At 41.0% G+C, this 22,520-nt stretch carries 17 protein-coding genes; 15 read left to right on the top strand and 2 right to left on the bottom strand.

Annotated features, from left to right (window positions below):
• The first annotated feature begins 181 nt into the window (after positions 1–181).
• On the top strand, positions 182–2,497 hold the full coding sequence (gene pflB, locus B7725_RS09445) for a formate C-acetyltransferase (RefSeq protein ID WP_084875901.1): 2,316 nt from the start codon (positions 182–184) through the stop codon (positions 2,495–2,497).
• A 395-nt stretch (positions 2,498–2,892) separates the two neighbouring features.
• On the top strand, positions 2,893–4,998 hold the full coding sequence (locus tag B7725_RS09440) for an ATP-dependent Clp protease ATP-binding subunit (RefSeq protein ID WP_084875899.1): 2,106 nt from the start codon (positions 2,893–2,895) through the stop codon (positions 4,996–4,998).
• A 59-nt stretch (positions 4,999–5,057) separates the two neighbouring features.
• On the opposite strand, the gene B7725_RS09435 is transcribed toward B7725_RS09440, so the two are convergent.
• The gene (locus B7725_RS09435; RefSeq protein WP_000032557.1) at positions 5,058–5,540 is read right to left on the bottom strand and encodes an S-ribosylhomocysteine lyase; all 483 of its coding nucleotides are present in this window, start codon (positions 5,538–5,540) and stop codon (positions 5,058–5,060) included.
• A 263-nt stretch (positions 5,541–5,803) separates the two neighbouring features.
• Between B7725_RS09435 and B7725_RS09430 the strand changes: the two genes are divergently transcribed.
• The 5 genes from B7725_RS09430 to B7725_RS09410 are packed head-to-tail and all read left to right on the top strand — an operon-like array spanning position 5,804 to position 9,732.
• Positions 5,804–6,511, top strand: coding sequence for an ABC transporter ATP-binding protein (locus B7725_RS09430; RefSeq protein ID WP_000400708.1), 708 nt, complete (start codon positions 5,804–5,806; stop codon positions 6,509–6,511).
• Between the two features lies 1 nt (position 6,512).
• Positions 6,513–7,301, top strand: a complete 789-nt coding sequence (locus B7725_RS09425; protein WP_084875897.1) for an ABC transporter permease — start codon at positions 6,513–6,515, stop codon at positions 7,299–7,301.
• Positions 7,301–8,023: a lantibiotic ABC transporter permease gene (locus B7725_RS09420; protein WP_084875895.1), complete on the top strand. Its 723-nt coding sequence runs from the start codon at positions 7,301–7,303 to the stop codon at positions 8,021–8,023. The genes B7725_RS09425 and B7725_RS09420 overlap by 1 nt, the downstream gene beginning before the upstream one ends.
• Positions 8,024–8,035: 12 nt before the next feature.
• Positions 8,036–8,734, top strand: a complete 699-nt coding sequence (locus B7725_RS09415) for a response regulator transcription factor (RefSeq protein WP_084875893.1) — start codon at positions 8,036–8,038, stop codon at positions 8,732–8,734.
• On the top strand, positions 8,701–9,732 hold the full coding sequence (locus B7725_RS09410; protein ID WP_084875891.1) for a sensor histidine kinase: 1,032 nt from the start codon (positions 8,701–8,703) through the stop codon (positions 9,730–9,732). Before B7725_RS09415 ends, B7725_RS09410 begins: the two co-directional genes overlap by 34 nt.
• Positions 9,733–9,866: 134 nt before the next feature.
• Here B7725_RS09410 and B7725_RS09405 read toward each other — a convergent pair whose 3' ends face one another.
• Positions 9,867–11,351, bottom strand: a complete 1,485-nt coding sequence (locus B7725_RS09405) for a DUF1846 domain-containing protein (protein ID WP_084875889.1) — start codon at positions 11,349–11,351, stop codon at positions 9,867–9,869.
• 152 nt (positions 11,352–11,503) lie between these two features.
• Between B7725_RS09405 and B7725_RS09400 the strand changes: the two genes are divergently transcribed.
• From B7725_RS09400 to B7725_RS09365, 8 genes are all read left to right on the top strand, one after another.
• On the top strand, positions 11,504–13,114 hold the full coding sequence (locus B7725_RS09400) for a glycoside hydrolase family 13 protein (RefSeq protein ID WP_084875887.1): 1,611 nt from the start codon (positions 11,504–11,506) through the stop codon (positions 13,112–13,114).
• Between the two features lie 168 nt (positions 13,115–13,282).
• Positions 13,283–15,250 (top strand): peptide ABC transporter substrate-binding protein, encoded by a 1,968-nt coding sequence (locus B7725_RS09395; protein WP_084875885.1) that lies wholly within the window; start codon positions 13,283–13,285, stop codon positions 15,248–15,250.
• A 147-nt stretch (positions 15,251–15,397) separates the two neighbouring features.
• Positions 15,398–17,359 (top strand): peptide ABC transporter substrate-binding protein, encoded by a 1,962-nt coding sequence (locus tag B7725_RS09390; RefSeq protein ID WP_084875883.1) that lies wholly within the window; start codon positions 15,398–15,400, stop codon positions 17,357–17,359.
• A gap of 191 nt (positions 17,360–17,550) precedes the next feature.
• Positions 17,551–18,996, top strand: a complete 1,446-nt coding sequence (gene cpsA, locus B7725_RS09385) for an LCP family glycopolymer transferase CpsA (RefSeq protein WP_084875882.1) — start codon at positions 17,551–17,553, stop codon at positions 18,994–18,996.
• A gap of 1 nt (position 18,997) precedes the next feature.
• The gene (cps4B, locus tag B7725_RS09380; RefSeq protein WP_084875880.1) at positions 18,998–19,729 is read left to right on the top strand and encodes a capsular polysaccharide biosynthesis protein Cps4B; all 732 of its coding nucleotides are present in this window, start codon (positions 18,998–19,000) and stop codon (positions 19,727–19,729) included.
• 8 nt (positions 19,730–19,737) lie between these two features.
• Positions 19,738–20,430 (top strand): capsular polysaccharide biosynthesis protein, encoded by a 693-nt coding sequence (locus B7725_RS09375; RefSeq protein WP_084875879.1) that lies wholly within the window; start codon positions 19,738–19,740, stop codon positions 20,428–20,430.
• Between the two features lie 9 nt (positions 20,431–20,439).
• On the top strand, positions 20,440–21,123 hold the full coding sequence (locus tag B7725_RS09370) for a tyrosine-protein kinase (RefSeq protein ID WP_084875877.1): 684 nt from the start codon (positions 20,440–20,442) through the stop codon (positions 21,121–21,123).
• A 22-nt stretch (positions 21,124–21,145) separates the two neighbouring features.
• A complete protein-coding gene (locus B7725_RS09365) occupies positions 21,146–22,513 on the top strand; it encodes a sugar transferase (RefSeq protein ID WP_084875875.1) in 1,368 nt (455 codons plus the stop codon).
• The last annotated feature ends 7 nt before the right edge of the window (positions 22,514–22,520 follow it).

Here is a 22,520-nt window from a genome sequence, read left to right as displayed (position 1 = left end):
TGGAAAAGAGTAGTCTAACTTTCAAAAATATAATACAGATAATATCAAAAAACAGCCTGTATTATAAAAGAAAGCGCTAAAAAGGCTGTTTTCTCCTTGTTGAAATCGGTTACTGTGTGGTATACTTGACTTATGAATGTAACAGATAGTTGTTACTAGAAAGAAAAATGAGGACATTAACATGGTTGTTAAGACAGTTGTTGAAGCACAAGATATTTTTGATAAAGCTTGGGAAGGCTTCAAAGGCGTAGATTGGAAAGAAAAAGCAAGTATTTCTCGCTTCGTTCAAGCTAACTATACACCTTACGATGGAGATGAAAGTTTCCTTGCTGGACCAACAGAACGTTCACTTCACATCAAAAAAATTGTAGAAGAAACAAAAGCACATTACGAAGAAACTCGTTTCCCAATGGACACTCGTCCAACATCTATTGCTGATATTCCTGCTGGATTTATCGACAAAGAAAACGAATTGATTTTTGGTATCCAAAACGATGAACTCTTCAAATTGAACTTCATGCCAAAAGGTGGTATCCGTATGGCTGAAACTACTTTAAAAGAAAATGGATACGAACCAGATCCAGCTGTTCACGAAATCTTCACAAAATACGTAACAACAGTTAACGACGGTATTTTCCGTGCTTACACTTCAAATATCCGTCGTGCTCGTCACGCTCACACTGTAACTGGTCTTCCAGATGCTTACTCACGTGGACGTATCATCGGTGTTTACGCACGTCTTGCTCTTTACGGTGCAGACTACTTGATGCAAGAAAAAGTAAACGACTGGAATGCAATTAAAGAAATTGATGAAGAAACAATCCGTCTTCGCGAAGAAGTAAACCTTCAATACCAAGCATTGCAACAAGTTGTTCGCTTGGGTGACCTTTACGGTGTTGACGTTCGCAAACCAGCGATGAACGTCAAAGAAGCTATCCAATGGGTTAACATCGCCTTCATGGCTGTCTGCCGTGTGATCAACGGTGCTGCTACATCTCTAGGACGTGTGCCAATCGTATTGGATATCTTTGCAGAACGTGACCTTGCTCGTGGTACATTTACTGAATCAGAAATCCAAGAGTTCGTTGATGATTTCGTTATGAAACTTCGTACAGTTAAATTTGCTCGTACAAAAGCTTATGACCAATTGTACTCAGGTGACCCAACCTTCATCACAACTTCTATGGCTGGTATGGGTAACGACGGTCGTCACCGTGTTACTAAGATGGACTACCGTTTCTTGAACACTCTTGACAATATCGGTAACTCTCCAGAACCAAACTTGACAGTTCTTTGGACTGATAAATTGCCATACAACTTCCGTCGCTACTGTATGCACATGAGCCACAAACACTCTTCTATCCAATACGAAGGTGTAACAACAATGGCTAAAGACGGATATGGTGAAATGAGCTGTATCTCATGCTGTGTGTCACCACTTGACCCAGAAAATGAAGAACAACGCCACAACATCCAGTACTTCGGTGCTCGTGTTAACGTATTGAAAGCCCTTCTTACTGGTTTGAACGGTGGTTACGACGATGTTCACAAAGACTACAAGGTATTTGACATCGATCCTATCCGTGACGAAATTCTTGAATTCGAATCAGTTAAAGCGAACTTTGAAAAATCTCTTGACTGGTTGACTGACACTTACGTAGATGCTTTGAACATCATCCACTACATGACTGATAAGTACAACTACGAAGCGGTTCAAATGGCCTTCTTGCCAACTAAACAACGTGCTAACATGGGATTCGGTATCTGTGGATTTGCCAATACTGTTGACACATTGTCAGCAATCAAGTACGCTACAGTTAAACCAATCCGTGACGAGGATGGCTACATCTACGATTACGAAACAATCGGTGAATACCCACGTTGGGGTGAAGATGACCCACGTTCAAACGAATTGGCAGAATGGTTGATCGAAGCTTACACAACTCGTCTACGTAGCCACAAACTCTACAAGAACGCAGAAGCTACAGTATCACTTTTGACCATCACATCTAACGTTGCATACTCTAAACAAACTGGTAACTCGCCAGTCCACAAGGGTGTATACCTCAACGAAGATGGTTCAGTGAACTTGTCTAAACTTGAATTCTTCTCACCAGGTGCGAACCCATCTAACAAAGCTAAAGGTGGATGGTTGCAAAACTTGAACTCACTTGCTAGCCTTGACTTTGGTTACGCAGCTGACGGTATCTCATTGACAACTCAAGTTTCTCCACGTGCTCTTGGTAAAACTCGTGACGAACAAGTGGATAACTTGGTAACAATCCTTGATGGTTACTTCGAAAACGGTGGACAACACGTTAACTTGAACGTTATGGACTTGAACGATGTTTATGACAAGATTATGAATGGCGAAGATGTCATCGTTCGTATCTCAGGATACTGTGTAAACACCAAATACCTCACTCCAGAACAAAAAACTGAATTGACACAACGTGTCTTCCACGAAGTTCTTTCAATGGATGATGCATTGAGCTAATATTCAATTAGAATAGAAAGAAAGCCAGTTAATCTAACTGGTTTTCTTGTGCTTTAAAAACTTTTTAAAAAATAGTCAAATTTGGTCAAAAAGTTATTGACTTTTACTGACCAATGTGATATAGTAGAAACATAAGGAAAATGATTTCCTTAGAAAAACTCATTTTTAATGACTCTATTTCTTGAAAATGTATAATAGATACCCTAGAAAGGGGTGAGGCCTATGTTAAATCTAACAGACTTTGAAAAGAAGATGATAGAAGGCTTATTTAAGAAAGAAAAACCAGAAATTATACGTAGGGTAGCGATTTAGCTAGTCTAAAATTTTTAAAACAAAGGTCAAAGATAGTCAATATCAGAGATCGCAATTAATTAACAATTAACGAGGTAAAGAATATGAACAACAACTTTAATAACTTTAACAACATGGATGATTTATTTAACCAATTGATGGGAGGTATGCGAGGATATAGTTCTGAAAACCGTCGCTACTTAATTAATGGACGAGAAGTGACGCCTGAGGAATTTGCTCACTATCGTGCAACTGGTCAATTGCCAGGAAATGCAGAAGTTGATGGACAAATGCAACAACACGCTTCAGGTATGAAACAAGACGGTGTCCTTGCTAAACTAGGTCGTAACTTGACCGCAGAAGCTCGTGAGGGCAAGTTGGATCCTGTTATCGGACGAAACAAGGAAATTCAAGAAACATCTGAAATCCTTTCACGTCGTACTAAGAACAATCCTGTACTTGTCGGAGATGCGGGTGTTGGTAAGACAGCCGTTGTCGAAGGCCTAGCTCAGGCGATTGTGAATGGAGATGTTCCAGCTGCTATTAAGAACAAGGAAATCATTTCTATTGATATCTCAGGTCTTGAGGCTGGTACTCAATACCGTGGTAGCTTTGAAGAAAATGTCCAAAACCTAGTCAACGAAGTGAAAGAAGCAGGGAATATTATCCTCTTCTTTGATGAAATTCACCAAATCCTTGGCGCTGGCTCAATCGGTGGAGACAGTGGTTCTAAAGGTCTTGCAGATATTCTCAAACCAGCTCTTTCTCGAGGTGAGTTGACAGTGATTGGGGCAACGACTCAAGACGAATACCGTAACACCATCTTGAAGAATGCAGCTCTTGCTCGTCGTTTCAACGAAGTCAAGGTCAATGCTCCTTCAGCAGAGGATACCTTTAAAATCCTTCAAGGAATTCGTGACCTCTATCAACAACACCACAATGTCATCTTGCCAGATGAAGTCTTGAAAGCAGCAGTGGATTATTCTGTCCAATACATTCCTCAACGCAGCTTGCCAGATAAGGCTATTGACCTTGTCGATGTAACGGCAGCTCACTTGGCAGCTCAACATCCAGTAACAGATGTTCATGCTGTCGAACGGGAGATTGAGGCGGAAAAAGACAAGCAAGAAAAAGCAGTTGAGGCAGAAGACTTTGAAGCAGCTCTTAATGCTAAAACACGCATTGCAGAATTAGAAAAGAAAATCGAAAACCACACAGAAGATATGAAGGTGACTGCGAGTGTCAACGATGTGGCTGAATCTGTAGAACGTATGACTGGTATTCCGGTATCACAAATGGGAGCATCAGACATCGAACGTTTGAAAGATATGGCTCATCGTTTGGAACACAAGGTTATCGGCCAAGATAAGGCAGTAGAAGCAGTGGCTCGTGCTATCCGTCGTAACCGTGCAGGATTTGATGAAGGCAATCGCCCAATCGGTAGCTTCCTCTTTGTAGGGCCTACTGGGGTTGGGAAGACCGAGCTTGCTAAGCAATTGGCGCTCGATATGTTTGGAACCAAGGATGCGATTATCCGTTTGGATATGTCTGAATATAGTGACCGCACAGCTGTTTCTAAGTTAATCGGTACAACAGCAGGTTATGTGGGGTATGATGACAATAGCAATACCTTGACAGAACGAGTTCGTCGTAATCCTTATTCTATCATTCTCTTGGACGAAATTGAAAAAGCTGATCCTCAAGTCATTACCCTTCTCCTCCAAGTCTTGGATGACGGTCGTTTAACTGATGGTCAAGGAAATACCGTGAACTTCAAAAACACTGTCATTATCGCAACATCAAATGCTGGATTTGGCTATGAAGCTAACTTGACGGAAGATGCAGACAAACCAGAATTAATGGATCGTTTGAAACCATACTTCCGTCCAGAATTCCTCAATCGCTTTAATGCAGTTATCGAGTTCTCACACTTGAATAAGGAAGACCTTTCTAAGATTGTGGACTTGATGTTGGCTGAAGTCAACCAAACCTTGGCTAAGAAAGGAATCGACCTTGAAGTTAGCCAAGCAGCTAAGGACTTTATCACAGAAGAAGGCTATGACGAAGTTATGGGTGTTCGTCCTCTCCGTCGCGTGGTTGAACAACAAATTCGTGATAAGGTGACAGACTTCCACTTGGATCATCTAGATGCCAAACATCTGGAAGCAGATATGGAAGATGGCGTTTTGGTCATTCGTGAAAAAGCCTAACTCGCGATTTTGAGAATAAAAAAAGAAGGAACTAGCTAAAAAGCTGGTTCCTTTTGTGTTTAGATGACATGACGCTCAAAGGCATCATCTGAGATTCCTTGTTCCAGGATGAGCTTCGCCCATTCCTTAGCAGAAAAGAGGCTGTGGTCCTTGTAGTTTCCGCAAGATTCGATGGTTGTTCCAGGGACATCTTCCCAAGTAGTAGTCTCAGCGATTTCCTTGAGCGAGTCCTTGATAACAGCTGCAATTTCAGCGCTAGTATGGCGTCCCCACATAATCATGTGGAAACCAGTACGGCAACCGAAGGGCGAGCAGTCAATCATGCCGTCAATGCGGGTACGGATGAGTTTGGCTAAGAGGTGCTCAATGGTGTGAAGGCCAGCGGTAGGGATAGAGTCTTCATTTGGTTGCACCAAGCGGATATCAAAGTTGGAGATGACATCTCCCTTTGGTCCTGTTTCTTCCCCAATCAAGCGAACATAGGGTGCTTTAACAATGGTGTGGTCAAGTTCAAAACTTTCAACAATAACTTCTTTTGACATGGTAAATCCTTTCAGTTTTCTTCTTTCATTATATCATAAAGACTGCTCTTGATGAAGTTTGATAAATGACTTTTTGAGACTAGCATTATAACAAAGTCTCCATACAAAACTCGCAGAATTATAAAGAAAAACTGAGTTCTTTCTAATGAAGCTAGAGCAACTTCTGAAAGATGGAGTCAACTTTTAGAATTTTTGCTTGATTTCTGAACTAATTCTGAACTAGATTGGATATACTGTAGAAAATAAAGATAAAGGAGTTCAGTATGGAACATATGGTGAAAATAGAAGGCGTTTGCAAAAAGCATGGCAGTAAGCAGATTTTAGAAGATATTTCTTTTACAGCTAGAAGCGGGCGGATTACAGCTTTTCTGGGCCCGAATGGTGCAGGGAAAAGTTCGACCTTGAGGATTCTCTTGGGGTTAGATCGGGCGACAGCAGGAGCGGCTACTTTTGATGGGCAAACCTATCAGTCAATGATCTATCCGCTCAGAACGGTAGGTGCAGCCTTTGACGGCATTGGCGGTTTGCCAAATCGAAAGGTCTATGACCACTTGAGAATTATTGCGGCGAGTAATGCTATTCCCAAGTCTCGGATTGATGAGGTTTTGGAGATGACTGGAATCGCTCATAAGAGGAAGGAACTCTTGTCAAGCCTGTCTCTGGGGGAGGGTCAGCGGTTGGGTTTGGCAGCAGCTTTGCTAGGTGATCCTCAGTTTCTTATATTAGATGAACCGACCAATGGACTGGATCCAAGTGGGATTAAGTGGTTTAGAAAGTTCATCCGTCAGCAGGCTGATTTAGGGAAAACGGTACTTCTATCATCCCACATCCTGTCAGAGGTGCAAATGGTGACAGATGATGTGGTCTTGATTCATCATGGGCGAATTATTGAGCAAGGACGATTGGAAGAGGTGCTGCAAGATTCAGACAGTCTAGAAGATCTCTTCTTTGATTTGACAGAGGAGGTTTAAGATGAAGGAAGCGATGTCTTTATTGCATTCAGAATGGTTGAAAATCCGCTCAATCAAGGCTTTCAAAGTGAGTGTGGCCTTCATGCTGCTATTGGTGCCTGTCGTATCCTGGTTGGAGGGCCGACAGTATCTGTCTATCGGCTTGGATGCTACGCCTGAGACGGTTCCTAATCTGATAAACGCCATTGATCCGCTGGAATATCTAGGTCTCAACGGGGCTTCTATGGCGGTCATGGTTTTTGTCATTTTAGCTGGAATTTTGGGAGCTATGGAATTTCAGTCTCATAGCTTGAGAACCAGTCTCTTGACCTGTAATAGCCGCCTGAAGTTGCTTGTGGGGAAACTCGTGACCTTTACTTGCTTTTCTCTTGCCACTAGCTTTTTATCAATCTACTTTAGTTATATGGCCATGCATCTCGCTTTAGGAAAGGAAGGACTTGATCCGATTCTGCTCAATCAGGCAGCTTGGAGTTTGATTTTGTGGAAAACCTTATCTCTGACCTTATTGGGAATCCTTTCGTTTTTGTTAGGTTTATTGGCTCGGACCATGCTAGTTCCTCTGCTTTTTCTCGTACCACAGATCTATAATCTTGGAAACTACCTGGCAGCTCACACGAGTTGGGGGACTTATTTGCCACAGCCAGCAGGAGAGTTGTTTGCTGCAACGCCAACTTCCCAATATGCTAACAATCCCTTGCAAGGGCTGTTGATACTTGGTGCATGGTTGCTAGTCATCGGCGGCATGGCTTCTCTGCGCTTTTTGAAGACGGATTTAGGAGGGCGATACTGATGATAAAAGCTCTGCTTAGAAGTGAATGGATTAAGTTCCGTTCTTATTATCTCGCTCTTGGTGCAGCCTTAGTGGCTATGGTAGCTGTTCCATTTTTTCTGATGAATCTTGACTACAGTCAGACAGCAGTTGGTCAGACGAAGGCTCTGAGCGAGGTTTTGCATGCCCTCTATCTGGCGCAGCCTGTCATCGTCATCTTTACTTCTCTCTATTTTGCCCAGGAGTTTGTCAAGTCTGGGATGCGAACGAATTTTCTAACCGTATCAAATAGAAAGGCTTGGTTGGCTGGGAAATTCCTTTTTCTGGACTTGCTGCTCTTGGTTCTCTACAGTGTCATGATAGGCAGCTGTTTCCTTGTTATGCTGGCTCGTTTTGACCTAAGCTTTAGCTGGTCCTTACTAGAGAAATTCCTCTATTACAGCTCTTTTGGTCTTCTCAGCAATATTTTTCTGGCTTTTTTAACTGCTGGCCTCGCTTTGCTATTTCAATCTTGGGTTGTGCCGGTGTCGGTGCTCTTCCCTCTCTTGATTGGTCTCAGCCGTTTATTGGCGACTTTCATCAAAGAAGCAAAATACCTGCCCGATCTGGCTACGCTAAATCTTTTTGAGTATGAAGGACTTCAGCATTCAATAGATCTCTCAGGGCTGGGAATACAGCTGTTATGGTTAGCTTTGGTTTGGAGCTCTGCTATATTCTTAACCTTGAAACGAGATGTTCGCTAGAGGTATGCTATAATGGAAATCATGAGACAGTATCGTATTTTGGTGGTTGATGACGACCAGAGCATTTTGAAGCTGGTGAAAAACGTCCTAGAGCTAGATGCTTATGATGTGACGACGCTTGATCGGATAGAAGACCTAGAGCTGACATATTTTGTCGGATATGACTTGATTCTGCTGGATGTGATGATGGAGCCTGTTAATGGTTTTGAGCTGTGTTCCTACATTCGTCCTCATCTTTCGTGTCCAATCATCTTTCTGACGGCTAAGGAATTGGAGGCGGACAAAGTGGAAGGGCTCTTTCGCGGAGCAGATGACTATATTGTCAAACCTTTTGGAACCAAAGAATTGCTGGCGCGCGTCAGAGCTCATCTTCGGCGGGAGGAAAGACGTGAGGAGCGATATTCTGAAATTGCTTCTTGCCAATTTTATCCAGAGCGCTACGAAGTTGCCTGTTTTAGTAAAGTCTTGAAATTTTCAGAGCGGGAGTTTAAGCTGCTACATTTACTAGCTAGCAATCCCAAGCAGACCTTTTCAGCTGAACGTCTTCATACCTTGCTTTATCCAGAAAGCTCAGAAACACAGCTTCGTTCCATCTCAGAATACGTATATCAGATTCGTCAAAAATGTAAACAAGAAGGGCTACAAGCAATCACAACAGTGAGAGGAGTAGGCTATAGATGGCAATTAGAACCCGTAATTTCAAAAGCCTAGTCTGGACAACTAGTTTAAAAATCGTCTTTTTCCATGTTTTGATTTTTGTGCTTATAGGTTATGAATTTACGCAAGGAAGTGATCACGTTCTTTTCACCTTGTTCTTTTGGGCGGGGAGCTTGCTGCTGATTACTTTTTATCATATTTTGAAATTGCTCCGAAAAATCGACAGGGAAATAAAAATGCTAACGAGTAAGAAGCTTTTAGAAGAAAATCAAAGCCAGCTTTTTCGGATCGAGGAAATGCTCGAAGTCTATAGCGATTTACGGAGCAGCCACCAAGAAAATGCTCGTCTTCTAGAAAAAGAGCAGCGGCATAATCAGGAGTTGATTTTACAGCTATCAGCGACATCGCACGATTTGAAAACGCCCCTAACTGTGATTAAGGGTAATGCTGAGCTCTTGGAAATGGCGCAGTTAGGCCAGCCACAGGCAGACTATGCTGCTGAGATTTTGCAGGCTAGTTACAAGATGGAAGAATATTGTGGCTCTCTTATTGATTACGCTAAGGCTTTTCAGATTGATTCTAATCAGTTCAGTCAGCTTTCCTTAGAGGACTTTTTGGCCTATCTCCAGGACGATTGGGCACTGTTCAGTAAACAGGAAAGCTATCGTTTTTATCTCCAAGAAGATTGTGATCTTAGTCTGATTTTGTCGATTCATTTGGACTATCTCAAACGGGCTTTGCTCAATATTTTACTGAATGCGCTTGAACATGCAGACCAGGATCAAAAGGAAGTCAAGCTAACGGTATCAGTGCAGCAGGACCAGTTGGTTTTTGCTATCTGGAACAACGGCCCTTCATTTTCAGAGGAGATGCTACTGGGAGCGGAACGGCTCTTTTACCAGAGTGACCAAAGCCGCAATTCAGCTAATCCCCATCATGGTATCGGCTTAGCCTTTTCTAAGCAGGTCGCTCTCTTGCATGGTGGTTGTCTAACCCTGCTCAATCCAGAGCAAGGAGGAGCTTGTGTTGAGTTGACAATTTCATTGAAATAAATGAGAATGGAAAATCATAAAAACGCATAATACCAAGTGTCCAAAAGACTTGATATTATGCGTTTGATTTTTTTATTATGTAAAGATTTACTGGATTATTCTCTCAAATTGAGTTTTTGTCCAGCCTTGTTTATTTACTTCCGATACAAGCGGTCGTATTGGTAGTATGGGTCAAAGGTTACGTTGATGCCTAGTTTGCGAAGGACATTCTTGTCTTCATCGGTCAAAATGATGGTAGAGTGTGCTTCGCTACCTTTGAGGTTCCCAAGTTCTTCCATGGCACGCGCAGCATCTGGATTTTCCATAGCTGTGATGGCTAGCGCAATCAGGATTTCATTTGAATGCAGGCGTGGATTGCGACTACCGAGATGGTTGATTTTAAGGCCTTGGATTGGTTTGACGACTTCAGGCTCGATTAGTTTTACTTCTTTAGCGATATCAGCTGATTTCTTAATGGCGTTGATCAAGGCGGCAGCTGTAGGGCCAAAGAGTTCTGAGTTTTTACCAGTGACAATGTCACCAGATGGCAATTCGAGAGCAAGGGCAGGCCCACCGGTTTCTTCTGCCTTTTGGCGTGCTGCGACAGCAACCTTACGGTCTGCAGGTGTGATACCGAGGTCGTTCATGAGAAGTTCAATCTTCTTGACAGCAGTTTCTCCGACTTTTTCAGCCTTGAAGTCAAGAACTGTTTGATAGTAACGGCGGATGATTTCTTGTTTAGAAGCTTCGACAGCAGCTTCATCATCTGTAATAGCGAAGCCAACCATGTTGACACCCATGTCTGTTGGTGAAGCGTATGGAGATTCACCGAGAATACGTTCCAACATACGTTTGAGTACTGGGAAGATTTCGATATCACGGTTGTAATTGACAGTGGTTTCTCCGTAGGTTTGGAGATGGAAAGGGTCAATCATATTGACATCGTCAAGGTCTGCGGTGGCAGCCTCATAGGCCAAGTTGACTGGATGATGAAGGGGCAGGTTCCAGACTGGGAAGGTTTCAAACTTAGCGTAACCAGACTTGATGCCATTGAGTTGGTCATGGTACATGTTTGACATACAAGTTGCCAATTTTCCAGAACCAGGTCCAGGAGCGGTTACGACAATCAAGTTGCGACTGGTTTTGATGTAGTCGTTTTTTCCCATGCCTTCTGGAGAGATGATGTGGTCCATATCAGTCGGGTATCCTTTGATCGGATAATGAAGATAGGAATCAATCCCGTTTTTATCTAACTGGTTGCGGAAGGCATCTGCAGCGGGTTGGCCAGCGTATTGTGTGATGACAACCGAACCAACAAAAATTCCCAGTTCATTGAATTTGTCAATCAAACGAAGAACTTCTTGGTCATAAGAAATGCCTAGGTCGCCACGTGCTTTAGAATGTTCGATGTTGCTTGCATTAATGGCGATAACAACCTCAACCTGCTCTTTCAATTCTTGCAAGAGCTTGATTTTATTGTCAGGCTCATAACCAGGAAGTACACGAGCAGCGTGGAAATCTTCTAACATTTTGCCACCAAACTCCAAATAGAGCTTGCCATCAAATTGGTTAATGCGCTCCAAGATGTGGTTGCGCTGTAGATTCAGATATTGTTCAGAACTAAAAGCTTGTTTTTTCATTTTTTTACCTCTGACCTCTATTATAATAAAAAATTGGAAGATAGGAAACTATGGAGCCAAAAAAGAAATTAAAAAGATTAGGCAAACGCTTGCACTAAGTTTTAAAAAGCGCTATCATAGACTATAGATTATTAAAATAATGAGGTAAACAGATGCAAGAAAAATGGTGGCACAATGCCGTAGTCTATCAAGTCTATCCAAAGAGTTTCATGGACAGTAACGGAGATGGAATTGGCGATTTGTCAGGAATTACTAGTAAGTTAGACTATCTAGCTAAGTTAGGAATCACAGCGATTTGGCTTTCTCCCGTTTATGACAGTCCTATGGATGATAATGGCTATGATATTGCTGATTATCAAGCAATTGCAGCTATTTTCGGGACTATGGAGGACATGGACCAACTCATCGCAGAAGCTAGGAAGCGCGATATTCGAATTATCATGGACTTGGTGGTCAATCATACCTCGGATGAGCATACTTGGTTTGTCGAGGCCTGTGAAAATCCTGACAGTCCCGAGCGAGACTACTATATCTGGCGGGATGAGCCCAATGATTTGGAGTCTATCTTTAGTGGGTCTGCTTGGGAATACGATGAAAAATCAGATCAATACTATCTTCACTTTTTCAGCAAGAAACAGCCTGATCTCAACTGGGAGAATGAAAAACTGCGCCAAAAAATTTACGAGATGATGAACTTCTGGATTGATAAAGGTATTGGTGGCTTCCGTATGGATGTCATTGACATGATTGGGAAAATTCCTGACGAGAAAGTAGTCAATAATGGTCCTATGCTCCATCCCTATCTCAAGGAAATGAATCAGGCGACCTTTGGAGATAAGGATCTCTTGACAGTAGGGGAGACCTGGGGAGCAACGCCAGAGATTGCTAAGCTCTACTCGGATCCAAAGGGGCAAGAATTGTCTATGGTCTTCCAGTTTGAACACATCTGTCTTCAGTATCAGGAAGGGCAACCTAAGTGGCATTACCAAAAAGAGTTAAATGTAGGGAAGTTAAAAGAGATTTTTAACAAATGGCAGACTGAGTTAGGAGTTGAAGACGGCTGGAATTCCCTCTTCTGGAACAACCATGACCTTCCTCGTATCGTTTCTATCTGGGGAAATGACCAAGAATACCGTGAGAAATCTGCCAAAGCCTTTGCAATCCTACTTCATCTTATGAGAGGGACTCCTTATATCTACCAAGGTGAGGAGATTGGGATGACCAACTATCCATTTGAAACACTGGACCAAGTAGAAGATATTGAATCCCTCAACTATGCGCGTGAAGCTCTTGAGAAAGGCGTTTCTATAGAGGAAATCATGGACAGCATCCGTGTCATCGGTCGTGATAATGCACGTACTCCGATGCAATGGGATGAAAGCAAAAATGCTGGCTTCTCAACAGGTCAACCTTGGTTGGCAGTTAATCCAAACTACGAAGAAATCAACGTTCAAGAAGCACTGGCAAATCCAGATTCTATTTTCTATACCTATCAGAAGTTGGTTCAAATCCGTAAGGAGAACAGCTGGCTGATTCGAGCTGACTTTGAATTGCTTGATACAGCTGACAAGATCTTTGCTTATATCCGTAAGGACGGTGACCGTCGTTTCTTAGTTGTGGCTAACCTGTCCAATGAAAAACAAAACTTTTCAGTAGAAGGAAAAGTTAAATCTGTCTTGATTGAAAACACTGTGACTCAAGAAACAGTTGAAAAACAAATCTTGGCACCATGGGATGCTTTCTGTGTGGAACTAACGGATTAAAATAAGGGAACCTCAAGCTTTTGTAGCTTGGGGTCTTTTTAGTAAAAATTATGTAGAAAAGTCTTTAAAAATATTTGTTAGAATTTTCTAAAAAATCTGTCGAAAGCCCTTGCTTTTATGAAAAAATAGGGTATAATGGTGAAAATACTATCTTAAAGGAGATTACTTATGAGATCGAAAAAGTGGCTCTTAGGAGCAGGTGCCGTTCTGAGCACAGCCCTTCTGTTAACAGCTTGTGGGCAAAGTGAAAAGAAGGCTGATGCGCCCAAGACATTCTCTTATGTCTATGCTATGGATCCATCATCTTTGGACTATAGTGTGACGAGCAAGAGTTCAACTTCTGATGTTATAGCGAACGTTGTCGATGGCCTCTTGGAAAATGATAAGTATGGAAACTTAATTCCATCGCTTGCAGAAGACTGGTCCGTTTCTAAAGATGGCTTGACTTATACCTACAAACTTCGTAAGGGTGTAAAATGGTATACTTCTGAGGGAGAAGAGTATGCTGAAGTCAAGGCTCAGGACTTTGTTACGGGTCTAAAACACGCAGCTGATGGAAAATCAGATGGTCTTACTTTGATTCAAGATTCTATCAAAGGTTTGGCAGAGTATATCAGTGGGGAAAGCAATGATTTCTCTACTGTAGGAGTTAAGGCTGTTGATGATTACACGGTAGAATACACGCTCAACAAACCAGAAAGTTTCTGGAACTCTAAGGTCACAACTGCAACCATGCTTCCAGTTAATGAAGAATTTTTGAATTCTAAAGGGAGCGACTACGGTGCACCAACCCCATCAGGTATCCTATATAATGGTCCTTATTTCTTGAAATCATTGACTTCAAAATCAGTCATTGAATATGAAAAGAATCCAAACTACTGGGATAAAGACAATGTCAAGATTGACAATATTAAACTAACTTTCTACGATGGATCAGACCAAGAATCTTTGATTCGTAGCTTTACACAAGGTGCTTATACAACAGCCCGTCTCTTCCCAACAAGCTCAAACTTTGAGTCGACTAAACAAGAGTACGGCGATAAGATTGTTTACAGTCCACAAGAAGCGACAAGCTACTACCTCACTGTTAACGTAAACCGCCAGTCTTATAATAAAACAGCTAAAACAGACGAGGCTCAAAAAACATCAACAAAAGAAGCTCTTCTTAATAAGAACTTCCGTCAGGCGCTGAACTTTGCTCTTGATCGTCACTCTTACACGGCTCAGTTGAATGGTGAAGAAGGTGCAGACAAGATTATCCGTAATAGCCTAGTGCCTCATGACTACGTTCAAGTAGGTGAAAAAACTTTTGGAGAGTTGGCTCAGGCAGAGCTCGTTTCTTATGGTGACCAGTGGAAAGATGTAGCTCTTACAGATGGCAAGGATACGATTTACAGTCCTGAAAAAGCTAAGGCAGCCTTTGCTAAAGCTAAGACAGAATTGCAAGCCAAGGGGGTTACCTTCCCAATCCATTTGGACATTCCTGTTGAACAAACAGATGTAATCGCGGTTCAACAAACCAATTCACTCAAGCAGTCAATCGAATCATCACTTGGTACAGAGAATGTCATTGTCGATGTCCTTCAAATGACCGATAATGAAAAAATGAGCATTACGTCTCAAGCCAAGGTGCCATCTCAAAAAGACTATGATTTGAACGGAACTGGTTGGGGACCAGACTATCAAGACCCAGCTACCTACCTAAACATTCTTGATGCCAAGAAGGGTTCTGCCCTTAAACACTTGGGAATCACTCGCGGAAAAGATCCAGAAGTGATGGCTCAAGTTGGACTGGACGAATACAAGAAACTCTTGGATGATGCTGCAGCTGAAACTAGCGACCTCAATAAGCGTTATGAAAAATACGCCAAAGCTCAAGCTTGGGTGTCTGATAGCTCGCTCTTGATTCCAGTTGCTTCTTCAGGTGGTTCTCCAACTGTTAGCCGAACTGTACCATTCACAAAAGCATACTCTCAAGTCGGAATCAAGGGAGACCCATTTGTGTTCAAAGGTTTGGAATTGCAAAATGACGTTGTGACTGCAAAAGAATACGAAGAAGCCTTCAAGAAATGGCAACAAGAAAAAATCGAAACAAATGCCAAATACCAAAAAGAACTTGAAAAACACGTCAAGTAATTTATAAACAGAAAAGGAAGTTGCAGGAAACTGTGCTTCCTTTTTTGTTTTGAGACACCAGTTGTCATAAAAGCAGTAACTTTACATTTTTGAATAAATTTGATAAAATACGGCTATGTTATAAAAAGTGACATAAAGGAGTGAATGATGATCAAAATGAAAAAAAGACTAATCGGGACAGGTCTTGTCTTAGCGACAGGGATTTTGATCTCTGCATGTGGACAGTCCAACACAGGTACTAGCACTTATTCATCAACATTTAGTGCGAATCCAACAACTTTCAACTATCTTCTAGATTATTATGCAGATAACACTGCCGTTATTACCAATCTCGTAGATGGTCTGCTAGAAAACGACAGTTATGGGAACCTCGTACCTGCTCTTGCGGAGGATTGGTCCGTTTCATCAGATGGTTTGACCTATACCTACAAGCTCAGAAAAGATGCCAAGTGGTATACAGCTGATGGTGAGGAATATGCATCAGTCAAGGCTCAGGATTTTGTCACTGGGATCAAATATGCCGCTGACAACAAGGGGCAAGCCATGGATCTGATCCAAAATTCAATCAAGGGATTAGATGGCTATGTGACGGGTGTGACTAATGACTTTTCAACTGTTGGTGTCAAAGCCTTGGATGACTACACAGTCGAGTACACTTTGACTCGACCAGAACCGTACTGGAATTCAAAGACAACCAATAGTATTCTTTTTCCAGTCAACGAAGAGTTCTTGAAATCAAAGGATAAAGATTTTGGTACCTTGACACCAGACAGTATCCTTTATAATGGCCCATATCTGTTAAAAGATTTCACATCAAAATCTTCGATCGAGTATGTGAAGAATCCACACTATTATGACCAAGATAAAGTAACTATTGAAAAAGTTAAGTTAGCCTACTTTGATGGGTCAGATCAGGAGATGACCATTCGAAACTTTGAAAATGGCGCCTACTCGATTGCGGGAGTCTATCCAAATAGTTCGAACTATGCCAAGACAAAAGAAAAATACCAAGACAATATCGTTTATAGCTTGCAAGACAAGACATCTTGGTACTTTAACTTTAACGTCAACCGAAAAACCTATAATCATACCGCTAAAACAACAGACGAACAAAAGAAATCAGCTCAAACAGCTATCTTAAATAAAAATTTCCGTCAGGCTATCAACTTTGGTATTGATCGAACAGCCTACTCTGCTCAATCTAACGGTGAAGAAGCAGCGAGCAAAACCCTTCGAAATACTTTGGTTCCACCAACTTTTGTCCAAGTGGGAGATAAGACCTTTGGAGAAGTGACAGCTTCTAAACTTGTAAACTATGGAACTGAGTGGTCAGGTATCAATTTGGCAGACGCTCAAGATGCATACTTTAACAAGGAAAAGGCCCAAGCAAAATTTGCGGAAGCTAAAAAGGAATTGGAAGCTCAAGACGTGACTTTCCCAATCCATTTGGATGTCCCTGTTGATCAGACAAATAAAAATGCGGTTTCTGGTATGAACTCGGTTAAACAAACCCTTGAAACAGTACTAGGTTCTGACAATATCGTCATTGATGTTCAACAGCTTTCTACAGATGACTTTGGAAATGTTGCCTTCCTAGCGCCAAATCCAGCAGCTCGTGACTACGACTTAAACTTTGATGGTTGGGTTGGTGATTACCAGGATCCATCAACTTATCTAGATCCCTTCAATGCTGAAACCGGCTTCTATCTCAAGATTTTTGGCCTTGATGCCAAGGAAGACCAAGAGCTCATCAAGAGTTTGGGGCTAGATACCTATACACAACTCCTGAAAGAAGCAGATGCCGAGAACAAAGATGTCGCTAAGCGTTATGAAAAATACGCCAAAGCCCAAGCTTGGATGATTGACAATTCTCTAATCATGTCTGCTATGTCAAATGGTGGGACAGCCTCTGTAACTAAGGTAACTCCGTTTACACGTGCCTACTCCCTAGTGGGTATCAAGGGTGACGGAAATAATTATAAGTACATGAGACTGCAAAAAGACCCTGTTACCAAGAAACAATTTGACGAAGCCAAGGCTAAGTGGGAAGAAGAAAGTAAAAAGGCTATCGAAAAGAGCCAAAAAGAGTTTGAAAATCATATCAAATAAAAACAGAAATGGGGCCCCATAATAAGGGGTCTTGTTTTTGTTTTATCAAGGATTCCGTTAATGAAAGTCATAAATTCAAAATATATCTAAGAAAAAATGAATGAAAACGCTGATAATAGCAGGAATGGATGGAATTTCTTTCATGATTGTGATATAATAATTATAATTATTAACGTGTATAGGGGATTACCATGAGTAGACGTTCAAAGAGAAATCGTTCAGGAAATGTGAAGCGAAGTATTAATATAGCCTTATTAGCCATTTATTTATTATTGAGTGGCTCTTTGTTGTTCTTAATTTTTAGACATAACATCCTGGCCTTTAGACATCTCAATATCTTAGCTACAGTTCTAGTTTTACTATCTATTGTCGCAGCTCTACTTTTAATAGTATATAAGAAAGCCGAAAAGTTCACGATTTTCTTTTTGGTACTTGCGGTGCTGACTAGTTCGGTTTCGCTATTTGCTCTGCACCAATTTGTGGGCTTGACTAATCACATCAATGCGACATCAAACTACTCAGAATATTCGATGAGTGTTGTGGTTTTAAAAGATAGTGAAATTAACAACGTTACCCAGTTGGAAAGTGTAACGGGTCCGACTGAAACGGATAATGACAATATCCAAAAATTGATAGCGGATATTAAGATGACTCAGAGCAAAGACTTGGCGGTTGAACAAAGTGCATCTTACTTAGCAGCCTATAAGAGCTTGATTTCAGGTGATGCGAAAGCGATTGTCTTGAACAGTGTCTTTGAAAACATCATTGAAGCGGAGTATCCAGATTATGCTTCGAAGATTAAGAAAATCTATACGAAAAAACTAACCAAGGATGTTGCGGCACCAAAGGTATCTAAGAATCAATCCTTTAATATTTATATCAGTGGTATTGATACCTACGGTCCTATCAGTTCAGTTTCGCGTTCAGACGTCAACATCTTGATGACTGTAAATCGAGATACTAAGAAAATCCTTCTCACCACAACACCTCGAGATTCTTATGTTCCGATCGCGGACGGAGGAAATAACCAAAAGGACAAATTGACTCACGCGGGGATTTATGGAGTGGACTCATCAATTCATACCTTGGAAAACCTATATGGAGTTGATATTAACTACTATGTTCGTTTGAATTTTACCTCTTTCTTGAAATTGATTGACCTTCTAGGTGGTGTGGATGTTTATAATGACCAAGATTTCACTTCTTTGCATGGGCAGTACCATTTTCCTGTTGGGAATGTCCATCTAGACTCTGAAAGAGCCCTTGGTTTTGTCCGCGAACGCTACTCTCTAGCGGATGGAGACCGCGACCGCGGTCGGAACCAGCAAAAAGTCATTGTTGCCATCATTCAGAAGCTAACCTCGACAGAGGCTTTAAAGAATTATGACAACATTATTCAAGGATTGCAAGATTCTCTTCAGACTAATATGCCTTTGGAAACCATGATGGACTTGGTTAATACACAGTTGGATAGTGGTGGTCAGTATAAGGTTAATTCCCAAGACTTAAAAGGAACTGGTAGAACGGATCTTCCATCCTACGCTATGCCAGATAGCAACCTCTATATGATGGAAATTGATGAAAGTAGCTTGGCTGCAGCCAAGGCAGCTATCAAAGATGTGATGGAGGGTAAGTAGCATGATAGACATCCATTCACACATCGTTTTTGATGTGGATGATGGTCCAAAGTCGATAGAGGAGAGTAAAAACCTTTTAAGAGAAGCCTATAGTCAAGGGGTCAGGACCATTGTTTCTACGTCTCATCGTCGGAAAGGGATGTTTGAGACACCAGAAGAGAAAATAGCAACTAACTTTTTGAAAGTTCGCGAAATGGCCAAGGAAGTGGCAGATGATCTTGTCATCGCCTATGGCGCAGAAATATACTATACGCCAGATGTTGTCGAAAAATTGGAAAAGAAATTGATTCCAACACTTAATGATAGTCGCTATGCTTTGATTGAGTTTAGTATGAATACACCCTATCGAGATATACATAAAGGATTGAGCGATATTCTCATGTTAGGGATCACACCAGTTATTGCCCATATTGAGCGTTATGATGCTCTAGAAAATAATGAAAAGCGAGTTCAGGAGCTGATTGATATGGGGTGCTATACCCAGGTCAATAGTTCTCATGTCTTGAAACCAAAACTCTTTGGAGAAACCTACAAATTCATGAAAAAGAGAGCTCGGTATTTCTTGGAACGTGATCTAGTTCATGTCATTGCTAGCGATATGCATAACTTGGATTGTAGACCACCTCATATGGAAGAAGCCTATGATATCATTGCTAAAAAGTATAGCGAAGATAAGGCGAAGGAACTTTTCAAAGATAACCCACGAAAAATAATAATGGATCAATTGATTTAGGAGAAACAATGAAAGAACAAAATATGATGGAAATTGATGTATTTCACTTGCTTAAAATCCTTTGGAAACGGAAATTTCTAATTGCACTGGTAGCGATCGTAACTGGGGTAGTAGCCTTTGCCTATAGTAGCTTTATCGTAAAGCCTGAATATACCAGTACGACACGTATCTATGTAGTTAATCGTAATCAGGGAGATAAGTCAGGGCCAACAAACCAAGATTTGCAAGCAGGATCTTACTTGGTTAAAGACTATCGCGAAATTATTCTTTCTCAAGACGTTTTGGAGAAGGTTGCAACGGATTTGAAACTGGATCTTTCTCCAAAGGATTTTACTAAAAAAGTTAAGGTAACAGTTCCGGTTGATACACGTATCGTATCTATTTCTGTTACAGATCGTGCACCTGAAGAAGCAAGTCGTATTGCCAACTCATTGAGGGAGGTTGCAGCTCAAAAGATTATTAGTGTTACACGGGTTTCGGATGTGACGACACTCGAAGAAGCTCGTCCAGCGACCTCGCCATCTTCACCAAACATTCGTCGTAATACCATGATTGGATTTCTTGCTGGAGCGGTTGTGATGATTGTCACGGTTCTCCTTATCGAACTCCTGGATACACGGATTAAACGACCAGAAGACGTTGAGAATGTTATGCAAATTGCATTATTAGGAGTTGTTCCAAAATTGGATAAATTGAAATAGGAGAGAAGAATGCCAACGTTAGAAATCGCACACAAAAAATTGAATCAGGCAAGAAAAGCAGAGGAATATTACAATGCGCTTCGTACCAATATACAATTGAGCGGAAATAACTTAAAAGTTATTTCAATTACATCAGTGAAACCAGGGGAAGGGAAGTCAACTACTTCTACCAATATTGCTTGGGCCTTTGCGCGTGCTGGATATAAGACGCTTTTAATTGATGCCGATATTCGTAATTCTGTCATGTCAGGTGTTTTTAAATCACGTGAAAAGATTACAGGATTAACAGAGTTCTTATCTGGAACAACAGATTTATCACAAGGGTTATGTGATACGAATGTTGAAAATTTGTTTGTCATTCAAGCTGGTTCCGTTTCTCCCAATCCAACAGCTTTATTGCAAAGTGAGAATTTTAAGACTATGCTTGATACTTTGCAAAAGTACTTCGATTACATCATTGTGGACACCGCTCCTATCGGAGTTGTGATTGATGCGGCTATCATCACTCAGAAATGTGATGCTTCGATTTTAGTGACTGCAGCTGGTGAAACAAATCGACGTGATATCCAAAAAGCCAAAGAACAATTGGAACAAACAAGTAAACCATTCTTAGGGATTGTGTTAAATAAATTGAATACCTCGGTTGAAAAATATGGATCATATGGAGCTTATGGTTCTTACGGGAAAAAATAAGAGATGGCTTAGGAAATAGATTATGGAAGAAAAGGGATTGAAGATTACTTTGGCGATAATCCAGAGTTTTCTTGTCATTATATTAGCTTATTTACTTAGTTTTGTTCGAGAAACAGAGATTGTGAACACCTCTGTTATCATCTTGTTCATTCTGCATTTTGTTGTTTTTAACATCAGTGATTATGAGCGTGATTTTTTTAAAAGGGGTTATTTAGCTGAGTTTATCAGCACTATAAAATATATCGTTTTCTTTGCTTTAGCCATCAGTATTTCAAACTTCTTTTTAGAAGATCGTTTTGGTATCTCTAGACGAGGCATGATTTATTTTTTGACAATACATTCTATTTTGTTGTATTTGTTGAATCTGTGCATTAAACGCTATAGGAGACGTATCTTTCCAAATTTCAAGGGGAGTAAAAAGATATTCTTGATAACAGCGACTTCCAGAGTTGAGAAAGTTGTGGATAGACTGATAGAGTCGGGAGAGATTTTTTGGGAATTGGTGGCGGTCAGTGTTTTGGATCAGCCTAATTTTCAGCATGCATCCGTAACCGTTGTACCTGCAGAGAACATCTTAGACTTTGCTACCCATGAAGTTGTTGATGAAGTTTTTATCAATTTACCAAGTGAAGAGTATGACATCGGGGAGTTCATCTCTCTTTTTGAAACAATGGGAATTGACGTGACAGTCAATCTGAATGCCTTTAATAACTATCTAGGTAGTGATAAAAAGATTCGCGGAATGGCAGGCTTGAATGTCATTACGTTTTCTACAAAATTTTATAAGACAAGCCATGTCATTGCTAAACGTTTCATTGATATCATAGGTTCAATTATCGGGCTACTTATTTGTGGCTTGGTGAGTATTGTTTTAGTTCCAATGATTCGAAAAGATGGCGGACCCGCTATTTTTTCTCAAACTCGTATCGGAAAAAATGGTCGACATTTCACTTTTTATAAATTTAGATCTATGTGCGTGGATGCTGAGAAAAAGAAACAAGAGCTCCTTGCACAAAATACCATGCAAGGTGGTATGTTTAAAGTCGATGATGATCCTCGTATAACAAAGATAGGGAGATTTATCCGTAAGACCAGTCTAGATGAACTCCCTCAGTTTTGGAATGTTTTAATGGGAGATATGAGTTTGGTTGGAACACGTCCCCCAACAGTTGATGAGTATGAAAAATATACTCCTGAACAAAAACGTCGTCTTAGTTTTAAGCCAGGAATTACTGGTCTATGGCAGGTGAGTGGTCGTAGTAAAATCACGGACTTTGATGATGTTGTCAAGTTGGACGTGGCCTACATTGATGATTGGACCATCTGGAAAGATATCGAAATATTGTTAAAGACCGTCAAAGTGGTATTTATGAGAGAAGGGGCGAAGTGATTTGTGC

It is taken from the genome of Streptococcus oralis subsp. tigurinus (assembly GCF_002096275.1).
GTDB lineage: Bacteria > Bacillota > Bacilli > Lactobacillales > Streptococcaceae > Streptococcus > Streptococcus oralis_CN.
This window is presented reverse-complemented; position numbering and strand designations above follow the sequence as displayed.